The 18,329-nt window shown below is 40.5% G+C and carries 17 protein-coding genes and 1 tRNA gene; 11 read left to right on the top strand and 7 right to left on the bottom strand.

Annotated elements, in window-relative coordinates:
* Positions 1 to 13: 13 nt before the first annotated feature.
* The 5 genes from B5X70_RS18145 to B5X70_RS03040 form a co-directional block, all read right to left on the bottom strand.
* Positions 14 to 367, bottom strand: coding sequence for a type IIL restriction-modification enzyme MmeI (locus B5X70_RS18145; RefSeq protein WP_198314162.1), 354 nt, complete (start codon positions 365 to 367; stop codon positions 14 to 16).
* On the bottom strand, positions 342 to 926 hold the full coding sequence (locus B5X70_RS18140; protein ID WP_198314163.1) for a type IIL restriction-modification enzyme MmeI: 585 nt from the start codon (positions 924 to 926) through the stop codon (positions 342 to 344). The genes B5X70_RS18145 and B5X70_RS18140 overlap by 26 nt, the downstream gene beginning before the upstream one ends.
* Positions 927 to 1,450: 524 nt before the next feature.
* The gene (locus tag B5X70_RS03055) at positions 1,451 to 2,758 is read right to left on the bottom strand and encodes a type II toxin-antitoxin system HipA family toxin (protein WP_079556398.1); all 1,308 of its coding nucleotides are present in this window, start codon (positions 2,756 to 2,758) and stop codon (positions 1,451 to 1,453) included.
* 3 nt (positions 2,759 to 2,761) lie between these two features.
* Entirely contained in the window at positions 2,762 to 3,115 is a 354-nt protein-coding gene (locus tag B5X70_RS03050; protein WP_079556397.1) for a helix-turn-helix domain-containing protein, read from the bottom strand.
* A 786-nt stretch (positions 3,116 to 3,901) separates the two neighbouring features.
* Positions 3,902 to 3,976: transfer RNA gene (locus B5X70_RS03040), tRNA-Arg, on the bottom strand.
* Between the two features lie 402 nt (positions 3,977 to 4,378).
* Here B5X70_RS03040 and B5X70_RS03035 point away from each other — a divergent pair.
* Entirely contained in the window at positions 4,379 to 4,849 is a 471-nt protein-coding gene (locus tag B5X70_RS03035) for an aminoacyl-tRNA deacylase (protein ID WP_079556394.1), read from the top strand.
* Between the two features lie 337 nt (positions 4,850 to 5,186).
* Here B5X70_RS03035 and B5X70_RS03030 read toward each other — a convergent pair whose 3' ends face one another.
* The gene (locus B5X70_RS03030) at positions 5,187 to 6,092 is read right to left on the bottom strand and encodes a D-hexose-6-phosphate mutarotase (RefSeq protein ID WP_079556393.1); all 906 of its coding nucleotides are present in this window, start codon (positions 6,090 to 6,092) and stop codon (positions 5,187 to 5,189) included.
* 146 nt (positions 6,093 to 6,238) lie between these two features.
* On the opposite strand from B5X70_RS03030, the gene leuS reads away from it, so the two are divergent.
* From leuS to B5X70_RS03015, 4 genes are all read left to right on the top strand, one after another.
* Positions 6,239 to 9,025 carry a leucine--tRNA ligase gene (leuS, locus tag B5X70_RS03025; RefSeq protein WP_079556392.1) on the top strand — a complete coding sequence of 929 codons (2,787 nt, stop codon included), beginning with the start codon at positions 6,239 to 6,241 and terminating at the stop codon, positions 9,023 to 9,025.
* Positions 9,025 to 9,459 (top strand): YitT family protein, encoded by a 435-nt coding sequence (locus B5X70_RS18255; protein WP_234995070.1) that lies wholly within the window; start codon positions 9,025 to 9,027, stop codon positions 9,457 to 9,459. The genes leuS and B5X70_RS18255 overlap by 1 nt, the downstream gene beginning before the upstream one ends.
* Positions 9,452 to 9,889 (top strand): YitT family protein, encoded by a 438-nt coding sequence (locus tag B5X70_RS18250; RefSeq protein ID WP_234995069.1) that lies wholly within the window; start codon positions 9,452 to 9,454, stop codon positions 9,887 to 9,889. The genes B5X70_RS18255 and B5X70_RS18250 overlap by 8 nt, the downstream gene beginning before the upstream one ends.
* Before the next feature lie 206 nt (positions 9,890 to 10,095).
* Positions 10,096 to 11,373, top strand: coding sequence for a M23 family metallopeptidase (locus B5X70_RS03015; protein WP_079556391.1), 1,278 nt, complete (start codon positions 10,096 to 10,098; stop codon positions 11,371 to 11,373).
* A 188-nt stretch (positions 11,374 to 11,561) separates the two neighbouring features.
* Here B5X70_RS03015 and purN read toward each other — a convergent pair whose 3' ends face one another.
* Complete coding sequence (purN, locus tag B5X70_RS03010) at positions 11,562 to 12,125, bottom strand: phosphoribosylglycinamide formyltransferase (RefSeq protein WP_079556390.1); 564 nt, start codon at positions 12,123 to 12,125, stop codon at positions 11,562 to 11,564.
* A 173-nt stretch (positions 12,126 to 12,298) separates the two neighbouring features.
* Between purN and B5X70_RS03005 the strand changes: the two genes are divergently transcribed.
* From B5X70_RS03005 to B5X70_RS02980, 6 genes are all read left to right on the top strand, one after another.
* Positions 12,299 to 12,535 (top strand): acyl carrier protein, encoded by a 237-nt coding sequence (locus B5X70_RS03005; protein WP_079556388.1) that lies wholly within the window; start codon positions 12,299 to 12,301, stop codon positions 12,533 to 12,535.
* A gap of 32 nt (positions 12,536 to 12,567) precedes the next feature.
* Entirely contained in the window at positions 12,568 to 13,818 is a 1,251-nt protein-coding gene (gene fabF, locus B5X70_RS03000) for a beta-ketoacyl-ACP synthase II (RefSeq protein WP_079556387.1), read from the top strand.
* The gene (gene rnc, locus B5X70_RS02995) at positions 13,778 to 14,602 is read left to right on the top strand and encodes a ribonuclease III (RefSeq protein ID WP_317045056.1); all 825 of its coding nucleotides are present in this window, start codon (positions 13,778 to 13,780) and stop codon (positions 14,600 to 14,602) included. The genes fabF and rnc overlap by 41 nt, the downstream gene beginning before the upstream one ends.
* 469 nt (positions 14,603 to 15,071) lie before the next feature.
* Positions 15,072 to 16,673, top strand: coding sequence for a sensor histidine kinase (locus B5X70_RS02990; protein ID WP_079556386.1), 1,602 nt, complete (start codon positions 15,072 to 15,074; stop codon positions 16,671 to 16,673).
* A complete protein-coding gene (rprY, locus tag B5X70_RS02985) occupies positions 16,646 to 17,329 on the top strand; it encodes a response regulator transcription factor RprY (protein ID WP_079556385.1) in 684 nt (227 codons plus the stop codon). The genes B5X70_RS02990 and rprY overlap by 28 nt, the downstream gene beginning before the upstream one ends.
* 321 nt (positions 17,330 to 17,650) lie before the next feature.
* Positions 17,651 to 18,157, top strand: a complete 507-nt coding sequence (locus tag B5X70_RS02980) for a YfiR family protein (protein WP_079556384.1) — start codon at positions 17,651 to 17,653, stop codon at positions 18,155 to 18,157.
* The last annotated feature ends 172 nt before the right edge of the window (positions 18,158 to 18,329 follow it).

Raw genomic sequence — 18,329 nt, 5'->3', positions numbered from 1 at the left:
AACTGTATTACTCCTAAAAATCCATATACGGTAATACAGATATATTTAATTTGTGAATGCGGTTCAGCAATTGTGAAAGGGCTTTTTTGCGGGAGGCCTCGTTTTTAATTTCTTCGGCTTTTTCCAGTTCTTTGTACAAATCATCCAGAAAGAGTGGTTTAATCACTTTCATAATGTTTGATACTGATGTATAGTGTTGTCCGAGGCTTCCACGTTGCTCCACATCAATCACCGCCTGGAACATTGACCCAAATATGTCGGGGTTAATGGCGCTCCAATTCTGATCGCCACTGCTGATGATTGCAGCTCTTGAGCTGCGGGAAAATTTTGGAGACGGAACGTTATCGCGAAACAAACCACCATTCACATAAGGGAAGGCTTTGAGGTATTCCGGAAGATGCGTGCGTTGGTTTTACGGTAAAGAGTTTGTCCAGGTAGTTGTTCAGGTCGCTGCCATCGGGCTGTGTGTGTGAAGCCACTGCATTGGTAAACTGATTTTCGAGAAAGATGTGGGTATCCTCAGCAAAAAAGCAGAAGAGCAACCTTGATAAAAAGACATTGAGTTGGTGAATGAACTCAGGAGAGTTATCGGGATTGTCTTTTTTTATGACGTCAAAAAGCAGGGCCATTTTTTCGGCAGCTTTAACATCAGCAGGGTTCTCGTTCTGATGCCTGGCTTTTTCCATCCCTGCCCAGGGAAGAAAGAAGTCGTAATGCTTTGGCAGGTCGGTTGAAGTACAATCCAGCCTGTCGTCTGTTTTGGTGTCAATCGCCAATAGGGTTTCGTAATTGGTGACAATTACAAAACGCTGGCTGTGAGTTAATTCTTTCTCAATTTTTGAAATGGTTAAATGTAAATCGCCATTGAATTCTTCTCTGAAAAAGAGTTTTTTCTTCCAGGAAATTTCCCCACTATTTTTTGCCATGTTGAGGTTTCCTTTCTGCAGACGAGTGATGGAGGCTTTTGGCAACCCCTATGCCAAAAGCAAATCATAAATAAAGGATTCTTTGTTTATGTTTGCAATCAGTTTGCTCAGGTTCTCTTCTATTTGGGCGATGTTCATATAAAATCAATATAATGAGGGTTAAATTTAATAAGAAAGGATGAAAAAACGATGGTTGGTTTTATAAGCTTTGATGAAGTGATATAAATTATGAGTGGTATGCATACGACTTAGTAACTGTTTAAATTTGTTTTCTATTATCTGTTATAGACAAGAAGAGTGTTATATTTTAAACAGATAGAATAGTTGGGAAAGACGATTAGATGCCTCTGACTTCCTTTTCGTCTGATTTTTCACTTACATCTCATTTCAATAGATCGTTAGACTTTTAGATTATCAGATATTAGATACAAGCAAGCTTCTTATTATCAGCTAATTGTGCGGACCGGTAATAAATTTATATACATCTGATAATCAACTAAATAGAAACACTAAACGAACTATTGTCATTTTTTAAACTTTAAAAGGGTGGTGGCTATTTTATCTCGTAAACCGGGGCTTACATCAGCATTCTCAGCAAATGTTTTCCATTGATTTACAGTATCGTTAATTTCATCAACAATATCAGAAGCTTTTTTACATCTTATGGATTCTCCAATGATCAGTAAATCGGCTTTTGATATATTTTTTCGTTTGCCATTGATACTTAAAGCATGCTGACTGACCCATTCACTGCCAGGGCGGTAGGCATGACACAAGTCATAGGCAGGGGCCAATTCCCAATTGCCTCCTTGCTTTAATAAAAAGGAGAAATTTTTGGTGTGGTCATCACAATTCCGGGCAATGACATTAAATACCATCCGCCTGAACATTTGCTCTGCATCAGCATAAGTAAGTTTTAACTCCCTCATGCATTGAAAGAGCTGCTCATAACTAAAACTGTTTACCAAATTGTAATCAAAATGCTTCATGGCACAGAAAGTTTGTACATGGTGCTTTACTTCTCCTCCATCGCGGTCGAAGCGTTTGGTCATAAAATGCGCCCTTCCGTTCTCTGCCAACAACCGCGATGGCATCATCTCAATACCGCAAGCTGTTGCCATATTGTAGTAGGCCATTTCTACTCTGCCGTAACCATGACTGCCACCAAGCTGTACGTCACTGACCCCATCAAGCTTGATGAGCCAATGCTCAAAGCCTTTGGGTGCTTTGGTTTGGCCTGATTTTACCTCTCCGGTCTTTTCATTCCAGGCAATAACGGCTTTTGGACGGGCACCACCGGCCGAAGTGCCTATCTTTAAAATTTCTGAAACAGCATGCTCTTCGTCTTTATTTAGATTGGTGGTAAATGCTTCGCGCTGACCCAGCATTTTTTGTGCAGTTGCAACCAAACTGTCTATTTCAATAGAAAAGCTACGTTTACTTTCTTTAAGCACCGCAGGCTCAAACTCAAGTGCCCCCATGCCCCTTGTTCCAATAAAACAGAGCATCTCAACGGGACTCATACCATCCTGTGGTCGTCCTTGTTGTGCCAGCCACAGATTAATTAGCTGGTTTCCGTATTTATCGGGCAATGCATCTGCCAATAAACCCGGTAACCCTTTGAAGGTATCGTATACCGAGTTTTTATCCTTTTTTAGTTCAGGAAATGAAAACTGACTTCGATTATCGAAAACTGACATTTTAATAGGTGCCAAATCCCAGCCCAATTGCTTGAATGCAGGGTCATATTCAAAGGTTGAAAACCCATTTTCTTTGTCCCACGCTACGGCACCAACCAATTTTCCCCATATTTTTACTTCTGCTACTTCCATGGCTTACCAATCGGTTTCTTCTGGATTTGCTTTCTTTTTTGATGATCCTCTTGCTCTTTGACGCTTCTCTTTTTGCAATTTAGCCAGTGCCAAAGGACTCAATGTTTCTCTTACTTCAAATGCACTTAGAACCTGTAATTGATCCAAAACCCGCAAAACCTGCAAAAGCGTGGTAACGGTTACCGTTTCACCCCTTTCCAGTAAGCTCAAGGTAGAACGACTTATGCCGGCTGCTGTAGCCAGTTCATCCTGCGTTTTATTCATCTCCATGCGGTGATGCCTGACAAATGACCCTATGTGATCGGCCAGCGCTTTATCGCTCATGGAATTCCATGCATCGAATGACTTATCAGTCATAAAACGATTATTTTGATCTTAGTGAATGATTTTACATACAAATATACCATCATTTAATGGAAAAGCAATCCCCCAGGAATAATAAATCGTTCGTAAAAGCTTAAACAAAAGATTAGTGAATGGAATAGCATTCCCGAACAAACATCAATACTGAGAGTATTTTTAAGGAGTTGATATTTTCGGGGTTTTTGATATGCCTTTAACATACATCAGCTCTTAGAATAGTTTGATGGACACTTTGCTACCTCCGACAATAATTGCTCCGGTAACAAAACATCCAAATACATTAGTTATTTCTCAGGAATGCAAGATGTTTAGTGCGTCAAACTTCCTAATCCAACATATCACAAAACCAATGCATACTGTCACTACCTCTTTTATATTTTTTGCTACGAAAATGATTGATAAAAAAAAGGTGATAAAGCTTTTAAAAAAGGCGATATGAGCGTTGGTTGTTGTGGGAATGTAGGGAATGGCATCGTTGTACTTCTTCTCTAAAAATGGAGTATTCTGTCATAATGTTTTCACTCTTTAATTACGAACCCGGAGATTCAGATAACTGTCTGCAAAATTATTCATTCAATACGACAAATAGTGTCGTCAGTAATTTTTTACTAGTCTGGTTCTACCTGCGTTTATCCGGCGCATATTTTGTAAAAGCGATGAAGTAGCACATTTCGCGGAGGCGGGAGTGGACTCTGGAGCCGTAGAGCCGACTTCCCTAAAACCAAAAAACGCTGTAAATCAATCGATTTACAGCGTTTTGATCTGTTTTGAAATGTGTCTTGGTGGTCCCAACGGGATTCGAACCCATATCGCTGGAACCGGAATCCAGTATTCTATCCATTGAACTATGGGACCATTTAATTCTGACTGCGAAAATAGATAATTTATCCTATTGCTACAATCTTTTTTCTCTTTTTTCGAATGCCATATTTAAAGCACAATTTGGGAAGTGTTAAGCAGAGCAAAATAGTTGACCATTGGCACATCTGTTTTGTAACTTTATTAAATACGGCATTGGGTAAATATTGGTTCGTTTAACCTTTTTATTTGCTTGATTTATAAGGATATGCGAAGCAGTGTGAGTAAGGTTCAATGTGCTTGAAATCAATGGATTGACATTATCTAACATCTAATATTCTAAAAATCTAACGATCTATTGAGAAAGGGTATTTGGTGTAATTCCTCATCTGAGAATCTGTCTGTTTTCATTCAGGCATTGCGTAAGTCATTCTTTTTTAATATGAAAAACCTACTCTTATGCCGGTACAAGTTTTAAAGAATTATTTGGACAAACATGGTATCAGGTATCTTACCATTTCTCATTCAAAAGCCTATACCATGCAGAAAATTGCCGCTTTAACGCACATCTCTGGTAACGAAATTGCCAAAACGGTAATGGTTAAAGTGGATGGAAAAATGGTGATGGCCGTGCTTCCGGCTTCCACCAGAATAAATTTCTCTGCCTTCAAAGAGTATTTTGATGCAACAGAGGTGCGTTTGGCTCTGGAAAGTGAATTTAAAGATGTTTTCCCTCACTGCGAAGTTGGAGCCATGCCGCCTTTCGGTAATTTGTGGAACATCCCTGTTTTTGTGGCCGAAAAATTAACACGCCAGAAAAACATCTCATTCAATGCCGGAAACCACATGGAGCTCATCCAAATGAGTTACAAAGATTACGATCAGTTGGTGCAACCATATGTTTTTCAGTATGCGTATCAATCTATTTAAGTCGATTTTATCAGGTTTGCTATTTCTTTAGTGATTGAGAAACATAAATAACCCGGTGGTCAAGCCCCGGGTTATTACTAAAAATAAAGTATAAACCTTTCCTCCATAATAAGCCAATGCAAAACCCTTATATGGTTTAAAAACTTTTCCATCTCCCGTTCCGAATTACGGAACCTCACTAAGCTTTATTTCCGTTTTCCAATACCCAAAAATCTCCCATTTTTCAACCTCTTGACCTATCATCCCTTCTACCTTCCAACCCTTGTACCTTTTTTCCGGTTCCGCTAAGCGGAATTCCGCAGTGCTTAATCTCCGTTTTCCGTTCTCCGGTCTCCTTCTATCCGTTTTCCTCCTCCTCAACCACCATCGTCATACAATGTTCCTCACCCGGTTCAATAAATACGGCATTATGAAGTACGTTGGCTGCTTCCACACAGACAAATTGATTAAAGTCATCGCTTTTCAGATCCTGCATTTTGTTGGATAGTTCAGCCCACGGATTCCATACCACGGTGGAATTACTACCACTTTTCTTCATCAAAATACTCCTCTTTAATGAAGGGTCTCTGATTTTGCATGAATTGGTGGTGTCTGTGTAGGTTCTGTCGGTCTCTCTTGTGAATTTCAAGGGAGAAGACTCTCCTGAAAACGGGTCATCCGAACGGATTTCCTCCATAAAAGGGAGGTTCTCCAGTCCGGAAATGCTCACCTCGTGGATGTTTCCCACATTAAAATAGGTATGCAAAGCGTTGGAAACCTTAAAAGACTCCTTGCTGTTGTTCAGAGTGGTCCATTTCATCATCAGTTCTTTGCCGGCAGTTATTTCCAGGGTGCATTTAAAACTGAACGGGAAATATTGTTGAGTGTAGTCATTGTCAGTAAGCGACAATGAGATTTTTGTCTCTCCGCTTATCAGCTGCTCAGTTGTATCCACATTCCAGAACAATAGGCGTGCAAATCCATGTTTTGGGAAAGTATTGTTTTCCTCATGTGGGCCAAACCATGGAAAGCAAAGGGGAATTCCCCCTCTGATGGCAACGCCCGGTTCGTAAACCGCTGCTTCACTAACCCATATAAGGTTTTTAGAGTTTGCAGGGATGAATGATAAAACCTGTGCGCCATAGATGGATATCTTGCAGGTGCATAGGTTGTTGGTGATGGTTGCAACAGGCATTCCATTCTCTTCTGAAAACTGAAGCCTGTCTTTGATTCCCCGTTTTTGGTTTAGTTCGTCTATTGTCATATAATTATTGTGATAGAAATGCACTAAAAACAGCTTAAGCTGTTTTTAATTCACGTACTATTAAAGGCTAAATATCTTCTGAGTGCTATTTTTTTTCTAAATTCGCAACTTAATATAAAAGTGAAATTTTTACTGCAAAACCGGTTATGGAATACAATTTTAATGAAATTGAGCGTAAGTGGCAAAAGTACTGGGTTGATAATAAAACCTACAAAACAGAAATCGACCCGTCGAGGCCAAAGTTTTATGTGTTGGATATGTTCCCGTACCCTTCGGGAGCGGGACTTCATGTGGGGCATCCACTTGGTTATATTGCTTCCGACATCTATAGCCGTTATAAGCGATTAAATGGATTTAATGTTTTGCACCCCATGGGCTATGATGCCTATGGCCTTCCGGCAGAACAGTACGCCATTCAAACCGGGCAACATCCGGCCATCACCACTGAGCAGAACATTGCCCGCTATCGCGAGCAACTGGACAAAATAGGATTTTCGTACGATTGGGACAGGGAGGTAAAAACCTGCGACCCCGACTATTATAAATGGACTCAATGGGCATTTGTTAAAATGTTTGAGCATTATTACGACAATGATGCAAAAAAAGCCATGCCCATAACGAACTTAATCAGCCATTTTGAGAAAAATGGAACGGAAGGCATCAACGCTAATCAAACAGAAGAGCTTACTTTTACCGCATCGGAATGGAAGAGTAAATCTGAAATAGAGCAACAGGAGATTCTTTTAAATTATCGTTTGGCTTACCTGGCCGACACCATGGTTAACTGGTGTCCGGCGTTGGGAACGGTTTTGGCAAATGATGAGGTAAAAGATGGTTTCTCAGAAAGAGGCGGACATCCGGTGGAACAAAAGCGCATGAAGCAATGGCTGTTGCGCGTTTCCGCCTACGCGGAACGCTTGCTTACCGGGCTGGATACCATTGAGTGGAGCGATTCTCTTAAAGAGATTCAGCGTTACTGGATTGGACGCTCTGAAGGGGCTGAAATGATTTTTCCTGTAAAAGATTCCGAAGTGGAGATGAAAATCTTCACAACCCGTGCCGACACGGTTTTTGGCGTCACTTTTATGGTGCTGGCACCGGAAAGTGAGTTGGTTCAGCAACTCACAAAACCGGAACATAAAGCAGACGTGGACGCCTATCTCGAAGAAACCAAAAAACGCACAGAGCGTGAGCGACAAACAGATGTGAAAAGAGTTACCGGTGTATTCACCGGCTCGTATGCCATAAATCCTCTGAATAATCAGGAAATTCCTGTCTGGATTAGTGATTACGTACTGGCCGGATACGGTACCGGCGCTATTATGGCGGTACCGGCGCACGACAGTCGCGACTTTGCTTTTGCCCGTACATTCAATCTGCCCATTCCACAGGTGGTGGTGCCAAAAGGGGAGGAGCCTGCCGACACCTCAACCTGGAGCGATTCCATCGACTCCAAGGAGGGCTATATGATTAATTCCGGATTTATTAATGGGTTGGATGTTCCCGATGCCATCGAAAAAACCAAACAATACATCACTGAAAAAGGCATTGGTCAGGTGAAAGTGAATTATCGTTTGCGCGATGCTATTTTCAGCCGACAGAGATATTGGGGCGAACCTTTCCCGGTTTATTATAAAGATGGCATGCCAAACATGCTTCCATTTGAGAAACTTCCTCTGGAACTGCCTGAAGTTGATAAATATCTGCCAACCGAAAAGGGAGAGCCTCCATTGGGGCGGGCCAAAAACTGGAAAACAGAGGATGGGCATCCTCTGGAGTTGAATACCATGCCCGGATTTGCCGGTTCATCGGCTTATTACCTGCGTTACATGGATCCAAAAAACAACGATGCGCTGGTCAGCAAAGAGGCCAACAACTATTGGCAGGATGTGGATCTGTATATCGGAGGAACTGAACACGCTACCGGCCATCTGGTTTATTCAAGGTTCTGGAATAAGTTTTTGTACGATATTGGTGAGGTTTGTAAAGATGAACCATTCAAAAAACTGGTGAATCAGGGAATGATTCAGGGGCGTTCAAACTTTGTTTACAGGATTAAGGGGAGCAATCAATTTGTATCCCTGAACCTGAAGAAGGATTACGATGTGATGGAAATTCATGTGGATGTGAACATCGTTCATAACGATGTTCTGGATATTGAAGCCTTTAAAGCATGGAATCCTGAGTATAAAGATGCAGAATTCATCCTCGAAGACGGAAAATACATCTGCGGATGGGCAGTAGAAAAGATGTCCAAATCGATGTATAACGTGGTAAACCCCGACACCATTGTGGAGCAATACGGTGCCGATACTTTAAGGCTTTACGAAATGTTTCTGGGGCCATTGGAACAGTCGAAACCATGGGATACCAACGGGATTGACGGAGTACATAAATTTCTGCGCAAGCTTTGGCGATTGTTTGTCAACCGCGAAGGTCAATTTATCGTGACCGATGAAGCACCCAATAAGGATGAGTTGAAAGTGTTGCATCGTACCATCAAAAAGACAGCCGACGATGTTGAACGATTCTCGTTCAACACTGCTGTGAGCTCATTTATGATTTGCGTAAATGATTTGAACGATTTAAAATGTCATAAAAAAGCCATTTTGGAGCCTTTATTGGTGTTGTTGGCGCCATTTGCGCCACACATTGCAGAGGAGTTGTGGCAAAAGCTTGGCAATTCAGGCTCCATTTGCGATGCAAATTGGCCTGAGTTTAATGCCGGTCATTTGATTGAGAGTTCTGTGTTGTATCCTGTTTCCTTCAACGGAAAGATGCGTTTTAAACTGGAGCTTCCTGCCGACATGAAAGTGCCGGAAATTGAAAAAGCAGCAGTTGAAAATGAGCAATCCCAAAAATGGATTGAAGGCAAACAGGTGAAAAAGATTATTGTAGTACCCGGAAAAATCATAAATATTGTGGTGGGGTAATGACGTTTAAAGATATCAGGAAGGAGATTCAATCCTATATTTTTCTAACCATTGGTTTGGCCATTGGCACCATTGGGTGGGCGGGATTTATCATTCCTTCTGAAATCATCGGTGGTGGTGTCACGGGCATTGCCACCGTTTTTCATTTTGCCACAGGAATGGATGTGGGTTTGCTGGCATTTGTCATGAATGTAGCGCTTATTTTAATATCCATGAAAGTGATTGGGGCAAAATTTGGTGTTAAAACCATCTATTGCATTGCACTTTTCTCTCTCTTCCTTTCCATAATTTCCATATACATAACAGAACCACTGGTGTCTGAAAAGTTTATGGCAACATTAACCGGGAGTATTCTTGCAGGAGCAGGAAGCGGAATTGTTTTTTTTGAATGGAGGCAGCACCGGTGGCTCAGATATCATTGCCCTGATGATTAATAAATACCGAAACATCAGTTTGGGACGATTATTGTTATACATTGATTCCGTTATCATCAGTTCTTCTTTTTTACTGTTTCAATCCATAGAAACCATGATTTATGGTTTCGTCTCCATGGCCATTCTGGCCTACACGGTGGATATGGTGATCAGTGGAAACAAGCAGACTGTGCAGTTCTTCATCTTTTCAAAAAAACATGAAGAACTTAGGCATCACATCATTCATGTAGCCAAGCGTGGGTTGACAGTACTGCCCGGTGTAGGAGGGTATTCAGGTGAAGAGGTTAAGGTGCTGATGGTAATTGCCAGAAAAAGCGACAGTCAGGTTATTTTTCGGCTCATAAAACAAATAGACCCCGATGCGTTTATAACCATGGGAAGTGTGATGGGTGTTTACGGACAGGGTTTTGATACCATTAAAGGGAGATGAAGATATCTTATGTTGGTTTCTCAATATAATATGGATTATTCAGTATACTTTTTTTATTTTTGAACGGTTTTGATATTTCACATTGAGTTCTATTATGTCATTTTATTAATCTTAGCCACAACAAAGAGATTTCAGAAACATAGCGAAACGCCCTTAGACATTAAAGGATGTGCCGATTATATCGGCATTAACAATCTATTGAAAATATGAAGAAACTTATTATTACTTCAGCTGTTTTAGTCATCATTATCATTTTAATTTCCATATATGTTCGCCATTGGCGTGCAATTAACGATTTAAATATCAGTTTGCAGGATTCTACTTTTATCGAGGAGCTACCCCCGCTTCCTCCACCTCCCATGCTGTATGGTTTCATTGAAGACTCTTTTCATATTGAGCATGGTTCGGTGCGAAGAAACCAAAATCTGGCATCCATCCTTTTAGCCAATGATGTTGATTACTCTACTATTCACAATTTGGCTGAAAACAGTCGCGATTTGTTTGATGTTCGCCGCATCAGGGCAGGAAATCCGTATACCGTCTTTTTTAGTCCCGACTCCTTAAGAAATCCAGAGTGGTTTGTTTATGAGATTAATAATACGGATTACCTTGTTATGCAGTTGACGGACTCATTAAAAATTTACCGGGATAAAAAGCCCATCCGTACAGTTAGGAAATCCGGTGCCGGGGTGCTTAACTCCAGCCTTTGGAACGCCATGCGTGCCAATAATTTAAACCCGATGTTGGCCATTGAAATGTCGGAAATCTATGCATGGACGGTGGATTTCTTTGGTATAGAAAGAGGAGATAATTTCAGGATTCTCTATGATGAAACTTATGTGGATACAGTATCTGTTGGAATCTCGGAAGTGTATGCTGCCCATTTTGTGCATAAAGGACGCGATTTTTTTGCCTTTCGATATAAAGAGGACAGCGTGTGGAGTTATTTTGATGAGGAAGGAAACAGTCTTAGAAAGGCCTTCCTGAAAGCACCTCTCAATTTTTCCCGAATTAGTTCCCGATTCAGTAATAACCGTTTTCACCCGGTTTTAAGAATCTATCGTCCTCATCATGGAGTGGATTACGCGGCGCCGGCCGGTACGCCTGTATATGCCATTGGTGATGGCACCATTGTGGCGCGCGGGTGGGATAACCGTGGAGGTGGTAACTTTGTGAGAATTCGTCACAACAGTGTTTACACTACTGTATATATGCATTTACAGGGCTTTGCGCGGGGCTTGCATAAAGGACAACATGTACAGCAGGGACAGTTGATCGGATATGTAGGGCAAACCGGATTGGCTACGGGTCCTCATCTCGATTTCAGAGTGTTTCAGAATGGACAGCCTGTTGACCCTTTAAGCATCGAAGCGCCTCCTGTTGATCCCATCAGCGAAGAAAATATGGAACGATACCTTGAATACATCCGCCCCCTGATGGATGAGTTAAGACAGATTCCTTTGTCAATGGCCAGTGATCAGTGAACAGTGAACAGTGAACAATGACCAGTGGTCAATTGTCAGTAAATTCCTGTTTCCCTTTTCCAACCTACCAACCGTCCCACCCTTTAACCTTTTTTCCGGTTCCGCTAAGTGGAATTTCGCTGCTCTTCATTTCCGATCTCCAGTCTCCAGTCTCCTGTCTCCGATCTCCAGTCTCCAGTCTCCCTTTCCTAACCCAACAATCCTTCAATCACTTTCGGAAAATGCGCATGTTCCAATTCATGAATTTTTTCAGCCAGCGATTCCGGAGTGTCATTTTTACTTATGGAACATGAAGCCTGAAAAATAATATCCCCTTCATCGTAATTCTCATTCACGAAATGAATGGTAATTCCTGATTTGTTCTCTTTGTTTTCAATAACTGCCTTGTGAACATGCTCCCCGTACATGCCTTTTCCTCCATATGCGGGCAGAAGTGCCGGATGGATGTTAACAATGCGGTTTGGGAAAGCTCTAACGATTTTTGAAGGCACCAATAACAGAAATCCCGCTAAAACAATAAGATCCGGTTGCTTTTCAATTAAAAAATGCAGAACTTTATCTAAATTGGAAAACTCCTCTTTGGTGAATGTAAGTGTGTTGATGTTTAGGTTTTTAGCGCGTGTAATCGCATAGGCGTCTTCTTTGTTCGATAACAACCAGGTGACCTTTGCCGTTGTGCTGTTGTTAAAATATTTTATAATATTTTCTGCATTGGTTCCCGAGCCCGATGCAAGTATGATTATGTTTTTCATTATGAGTGTTTTAGTGTTGTGGTTTGAAGCTGATTTAAACCATAAAAATATATAAAAAGAACCCTTAAAAAGAATTTCGTTCGAAGAATATTTGATTTATTTTCCACAAATCTTTTTCTTTGCACAATTATTTTTTCAAACAAAACTGAATTATTAACTTAAAATTTAAAGCTATGTCAGACATTGCATCAAGAGTTAAAGCAATTATTGTAGACAAGTTAGGCGTTGACGAAACAGAAGTTACTGCAGAAGCAAGCTTCACCAACGACCTTGGTGCTGACTCTCTTGACACTGTTGAGCTGATCATGGAGTTCGAAAAAGAATTCAACATTGCTATTCCTGATGATCAGGCTGAAAACATCAGCACAGTAGGTGATGCTATTGCATACATCGAAGAGAATGCCAAGTAAGACAGTAAATTAGTATTTCTGAAAATTTATTTATGGAGTTAAAAAGAGTAGTCGTAACCGGGCTAGGTGCCATTACGCCCATTGGTAATACCATTGATGCATATTGGGACAGCCTCTGCAAAGGAGTGAGCGGAGCCGGCCCTATCACTCGATTTGACACCACCAATTTCAAAACTAAATTTGCTTGCGAGGTAAAGGATTTCAATCCTACTGATTACCTGGATCGTAAGGAAGTCAGAAAATTAGATTTGTTTGCTCAGTATGCCATGGCGGCTTCTGAGCAGGCAATTCTGGATTCCGGTTTAAACCCCGAAGAAGTTGATCCCGATGAAGCCGGGGTTATCTGGGGTGCAGGTATTGGAGGGATTATCACATTCATGGAGGAGGTTCGTAACTACGTTGAAGGAAACGGAACTCCCCGGTTCAGCCCGTTTTTTATTCCTAAAATGATTTCGGACATTGCGGCCGGTCATATTTCTATGAAATACGGATTCCGGGGACCAAATTATGGTACCGTTTCAGCATGTGCGTCTTCAACTCATGCAATTGCCGACGCCTTTAACCTAATTAGGTGGGGTAAGGCAAAAGTATTCATAACAGGAGGTTCCGAAGCAGCCATTAATGAAGCAGGCGTTGGCGGATTTAATGCTTTGCAGGCGCTTTCTACCCGAAACGACGATCCGGCCACAGCCTCGCGTCCATTTGACAAAGGCAGAGACGGTTTTGTGATGGGAGAAGGTGGAGGAGCTTTAATCCTTGAAGAGTACGAACATGCTGTAAGCAGAGGTGCGACAATATACTGTGAAGTAGCTGGGGCTGGAATGACAGCCGATGCACATCACCTCACAGCACCACATCCCGAAGGGTTGGGTGCCAAAAAAGTGATGGAAAAAGCCATCAGCGACGGTAATATTAAACCTGAAGAGGTTGATTATATTAACGTTCACGGTACTGCTACACCACTGGGAGATATTGCAGAAACCAAAGCCATTAAGGACATCTTTGGCGAACATGCTTACAAATTGAATATTAGTTCAACCAAATCAATGACCGGGCACCTTTTAGGTGCTGCCGGAGCTGTTGAATCCATTGCTGCGATTCTCGCGATTAAGCACGGAATTGTTCCCCCAACCATTAATCATTTTGAAGACGATCCTGATATTGATAATAAGCTCAATTTAACTTTTAATAAAGCACAGGAGCGCAAGGTAAGGGTAGCAATCTCCAACACATTTGGATTTGGTGGTCACAACGCGTCTGTGGCGTTTAAAGCTATTGAATAACATTGTGTTAAAAGATTTATTCACATCAGTAAAACTTCTTACCCGAAAGGGTAAGAAGTTTTCTTGTTTAATCCATAAAATAACGGGGTTTTATCCAAAAAACCTGGAATACTACCGTTTGGCATTTCAGCATAAATCCCTCATGAAGCGCGATGAATCTGGCATGCCTGTAAACAATGAACGACTCGAATACCTTGGGGATGCTGTGTTGAGCGCAGTTGTTGCGCATGAATTGTTCATGCGTTTCCCCGAAAAAGATGAGGGAGCCCTCACTAAAATGCGTTCCCGCATTGTAAATAGAACAACACTTAATCATTTGGCTGCAAAAATGGGGCTGAATAAACTCATTAAAACTCAGCCATTGAATGATCTGGCTCAAACCCATATACCAGGTGATGCCCTCGAAGCGCTAATTGGAGCCGTTTATCTTGACCGGGGTTATTTATGCGCCCGCTCATTTATTCTTTCCGGTATCATGGAGCACTTCAACGATGAGGAGACGCTTGTAGAGAACGATACCAATTTTAAGTCACTTCTCATCGAATGGGCACAAAAAAACAGATGCGACATCCATTTTATAACTGAAGAGCATCACCCAAATTTGCCTTCCCGGGAAACAGCTTTTATAGCCAAAGCTTGTATAGATGGTCAAGTGATTGGGGAAGGAAATGGGGCGTCAAAAAAAGAAGCACAGCAAAATGCAGCCGGTCATGCCTTGAAATCCCTCGATTCTTTTGCGTTTGATCTTTCTGGACTTCAGAATCAGACCCTTTTAACTTCCTGATGAAACGCCCATGAGTGAGTAACTCACAACAAGTATATGAAAACAACAACTCATGGAAGTTCCATTCGGCCAATAACTTAAACTAATTATTTACGGATGAAATTTTGCACTTAAGGTCTATTAGTATAATAGTTCATTAATCTTATTTGTTTGATTGATTACCAAGTGGATAGGGAATTAACTGTTAGGTTTGTAAATTGCTTAAAATTAAAAAGATGCTTCTTTCTAATTTCTAATTTCTAATCTCTCGGGAAAAGTCTAACGATCTATCATTAGTATTGTGCAGCTATTTTTATTTAATTTTTGCACTAAAAAGATTAAAAAGATACTATTAACTAACCGTTTAAGCTGTTCTGAAGTCGGCTGTTTTCAATAATCTTGCTGAAACATCTTTAGAACCTCATGAAATATCAAGTTAATTAATGTTAAACAAGGTGCTAGTTTGCTGTAAGCCGTTATTTTTGTCAATATGAGTAGAAGGTTTATCCAAATCCTTGTGGTGGTTATTGCCATAACGCTTGTTGGTTTAATTTACATGCAGACGTTATGGATAAAAAATGCCACCCGTATCAAAGAAGATCATTTTGACCAACTGGTTCGTCAATCGATGGATCAGGTTGTATACCGTTTGGAAATAAATGAAACTTCGATGCTTGGTGCACAGCTTGATCTGAATCCATCTTTAACTATTCCATCAGGTTTACGGCGTGAAACCAAATACTTTTCAGGGCAGAACCAGAGTTTATTGGATGAGAGTATGCACCAATATGGTATATCTTTAGATCTTACCATACAGGGCGACCATTTGAGCACACGTTTATCTACCTATCAAAAAGATTCTCTCATTTATAGTTATCAGGAGCATACCCCTGTGGTTTACAACCCACAGGACAGGATTGATCCACTTTCGCATGCGCTGAATCATTTAAAATCGCAGCTGCAGAATCGAATTGAAGAACAGCGGGCGCGCTTGTTAAAAGATATCTTTACTTCTGACAGACCATTAAAAGAGCGAATTTCCCGTGAGATGACAGATGTTTATCTGGTTCAGGCTTTTGAAGAGAGGGGAATTTCTGTGCCCTTCGAGTTTGGGGTGTATGATTCGCGTGGAAACCTTGTTGTTTCTACCGCCCGTTATGATAGAGAAGAGGCCGGACAAACCTATCAAAAGCAACTTTTTCCAAACGATGTGCATCCAAGAGCCAATTATATGATGGTTTATTTCCCAAAAAAACCTAACTTTATCATGGAATCGATGGGAATGGTTTTGCCAACTGTTATATTTACCATCGTAATGATCTTGACATCTATATTAACTTTGGTTATTATTGTTAAACAAAAACGTTTGGATGAAATCAAGAATGATTTCATCAACAATATGACTCATGAGTTTAAAACACCCATATCAACCATCTCTCTGGCATCACAAATGTTAAAGGATGGAGCAGTCACGAAAACCCCGTCAACACTGCAACATATATCAGGTGTTATACAGGATGAGAGTAAAAGACTTTCATTTCAGGTTGAAAAAGTCCTGCAAATGGCTATCTTTGATAAAGGAAAAGCCAGTTTGAAGACGCAAAAAACCAATATCAATGATCTGGTTCACGGCGTGGTAAACACTTTTCGCATTAAAGTAGAGTCGCAGAACGGCAAAATTATTGAGAAGTTAGAGGCCAAAAATCCTCATGCCCATGTTGATCAGGTGCATTTTACAAATGTTATTTTTAACTTGCTGGATAATGCCCTGAAATATAGGAGAGGTAAGCCGGTGTTCTACGTTAAAACATGGAACAGACCAACTGGGATTGTAATAAATATCGAGGACAATGGTCTTGGAATATCTAAGGATAATTTAAAAAGAATTTTTGAAAAATTCTATCGGGTGCCTACCGGTAATGTTCATAATGTGAAGGGGTTTGGGCTAGGATTGGCCTATGTGAAGAAGATTGTGGAGGACCATGGCGCTGAAATTAAAGTTGAAAGTGAATTAAATGTAGGAACTAAATTCGAAATATTTTTACCCCTTAAAAGCAACAAGGAATGGAAAAAGAATATAAAATTCTCCTGACCGAAGACGATGAAAACCTGGGGATGTTACTCCGGGAATATTTAGTAGCCAAAGGTTACGAAACCGATTTATTGCCCGATGGAGAAGCGGGTTATGAGGCATTCATGAGCAAAAAATACGATGTATGCGTATTTGATGTCATGATGCCTAAAAAAGATGGGTTTACCCTGGCAAAAGAAATCAGAATGGTGAATACCGAAGTACCCATCATTTTTCTGACCGCCAAATCCATGAAAGAAGATATTTTTCAGGGTTTCAAAATTGGTGCCGACGATTATTTAACCAAACCTTTCAGTATGGAAGAGCTTCTTTTCCGTATTGAGGCGATTCTTCGACGCACCAAAGGCACTTTGGCCAGTCAGGATGTTTTCCAGATTGGAAAATACAAATTCGATACCCAAAAGCAACAACTTATTGATGGTGAGAAGGTCGTGAAGCTTACTACCAAAGAGTCTGAATTGCTGAAGCTTTTATGCAACAATGCCAATAAAGTATTGGAACGTAATTTTGCACTTAAAACCATTTGGGTTGACGATAATTATTTTAATGCAAGAAGCATGGATGTTTATATTACAAAACTGCGTAAGCATCTTAAGGATGAACCTGCCGTTGAAATACTTAATGTTCACGGAAAAGGATATAAGTTGGTGATGTAGTTTTATCATCAGCACGAGTTTAACAGAGCATAAAAACTAAGTTCCGTCATACGGAACTTAGTTTTTATGCTCTGTTTCTATCCGTTTAATTCATTAACATGTCTCTGTTTTCGTGGCGTAAATATGTCAATGCTTTTAACAAGCACAACCTGTTGTTAAAACATTTTATACAAAAAGGTGTATAAATATCGTTAGGCTTATTATATTTGTTATAACTGTGTGTTTTCCCCAATATCCAAATATGGTATGGGAATTGCAGTGTAAAATGAAAGAATTTATTTGTCCTATGTTAGGTTGGCATATATACCAAATCTGTCAGTTATGAAGCGATATATGATTCTGTTGAGTACCATTATGTTTTTTATGGTGCCGCAAGAGTCTGGAGCTCAAATAGAAAGGTTTCAGGTTCAATTTATATATAATTTCACCAGATTGGTGCAATGGCCAGGACTGGAACGCCAATTAACGTTTAGAATTGGAGTTCTTGGAAAAGATCAGCCAATAACAAAGGAGTTGCTGGAAAGTGCACATGAGCGAAATGTTGCTGGTAAACCAATTGAGATTATTGAATTTGAAAGTCTTGACAAACTCACTGCTTGTCACATCTTATTTGTGCCCAATAGCCAGCTCTCATTTTTACGGCGTGCTTCAAATATGCTTTTGGGAGTCCCGGTTTTAATCATAACCGAAGCCCAGGATTTTACTCCTAACGAGGCTGTTATCAACCTATATGTCGACAACGAAAGAATGCGCTATCGGTTAAGCGAGAGAAGAGCCGAAGAGCGAAACCTTACATTAAGTCGTCAGATTATTCACTATTCAAGGTAGATGAGTAAATTTTCATTTGTCAGTTACTAGCTGAAAATTATCAGAGAGCTTTTCAGTAGTAATCAATTGAACTTTGGATTTAACCTGTTTTGGAGCTGTCCCACAGGTAGATGGATTATCCCTGAGAATGCTTTCTAATCTAGCTTTCCTATGTTTTTTGATGTTAATCTGT

Source organism: Alkalitalea saponilacus (assembly GCF_900168165.1).
GTDB lineage: Bacteria > Bacteroidota > Bacteroidia > Bacteroidales > Marinilabiliaceae > Natronoflexus > Natronoflexus saponilacus.
The sequence above is the reverse complement of the archived record's forward strand: the minus strand, read 5'-3'. Positions and strand labels throughout refer to the sequence as shown.

Bases quoted from the DNA above. Each gene is read 5' to 3' on its own strand.
- B5X70_RS18250 (WP_234995069.1), top strand. From the start codon at position 9,452: ATGATTAATAAATACCGAAACATCAGTTTGGGACGATTATTGTTATAC.
- B5X70_RS02990 (WP_079556386.1), top strand. From the start codon at position 15,072: ATGAGTAGAAGGTTTATCCAAATCCTTGTGGTGGTTATTGCCATAACG.
- B5X70_RS03030 (WP_079556393.1), bottom strand. From the start codon at position 6,092: ATGACAATAGACGAACTAAACCAAAAACGGGGAATCAAAGACAGGCTT.
- B5X70_RS18255 (WP_234995070.1), top strand. From the start codon at position 9,025: ATGACGTTTAAAGATATCAGGAAGGAGATTCAATCCTATATTTTTCTA.
- B5X70_RS18140 (WP_198314163.1), bottom strand. From the start codon at position 926: ATGGCAAAAAATAGTGGGGAAATTTCCTGGAAGAAAAAACTCTTTTTC.
- B5X70_RS03055 (WP_079556398.1), bottom strand. From the start codon at position 2,758: ATGGAAGTAGCAGAAGTAAAAATATGGGGAAAATTGGTTGGTGCCGTA.
- leuS (WP_079556392.1), top strand. From the start codon at position 6,239: ATGGAATACAATTTTAATGAAATTGAGCGTAAGTGGCAAAAGTACTGG.
- rprY (WP_079556385.1), top strand. From the start codon at position 16,646: ATGGAAAAAGAATATAAAATTCTCCTGACCGAAGACGATGAAAACCTG.
- B5X70_RS02980 (WP_079556384.1), top strand. From the start codon at position 17,651: ATGAAGCGATATATGATTCTGTTGAGTACCATTATGTTTTTTATGGTG.
- fabF (WP_079556387.1), top strand. From the start codon at position 12,568: ATGGAGTTAAAAAGAGTAGTCGTAACCGGGCTAGGTGCCATTACGCCC.
- B5X70_RS03005 (WP_079556388.1), top strand. From the start codon at position 12,299: ATGTCAGACATTGCATCAAGAGTTAAAGCAATTATTGTAGACAAGTTA.
- B5X70_RS03015 (WP_079556391.1), top strand. From the start codon at position 10,096: ATGAAGAAACTTATTATTACTTCAGCTGTTTTAGTCATCATTATCATT.
- purN (WP_079556390.1), bottom strand. From the start codon at position 12,125: ATGAAAAACATAATCATACTTGCATCGGGCTCGGGAACCAATGCAGAA.
- B5X70_RS03050 (WP_079556397.1), bottom strand. From the start codon at position 3,115: ATGACTGATAAGTCATTCGATGCATGGAATTCCATGAGCGATAAAGCG.
- B5X70_RS03035 (WP_079556394.1), top strand. From the start codon at position 4,379: ATGCCGGTACAAGTTTTAAAGAATTATTTGGACAAACATGGTATCAGG.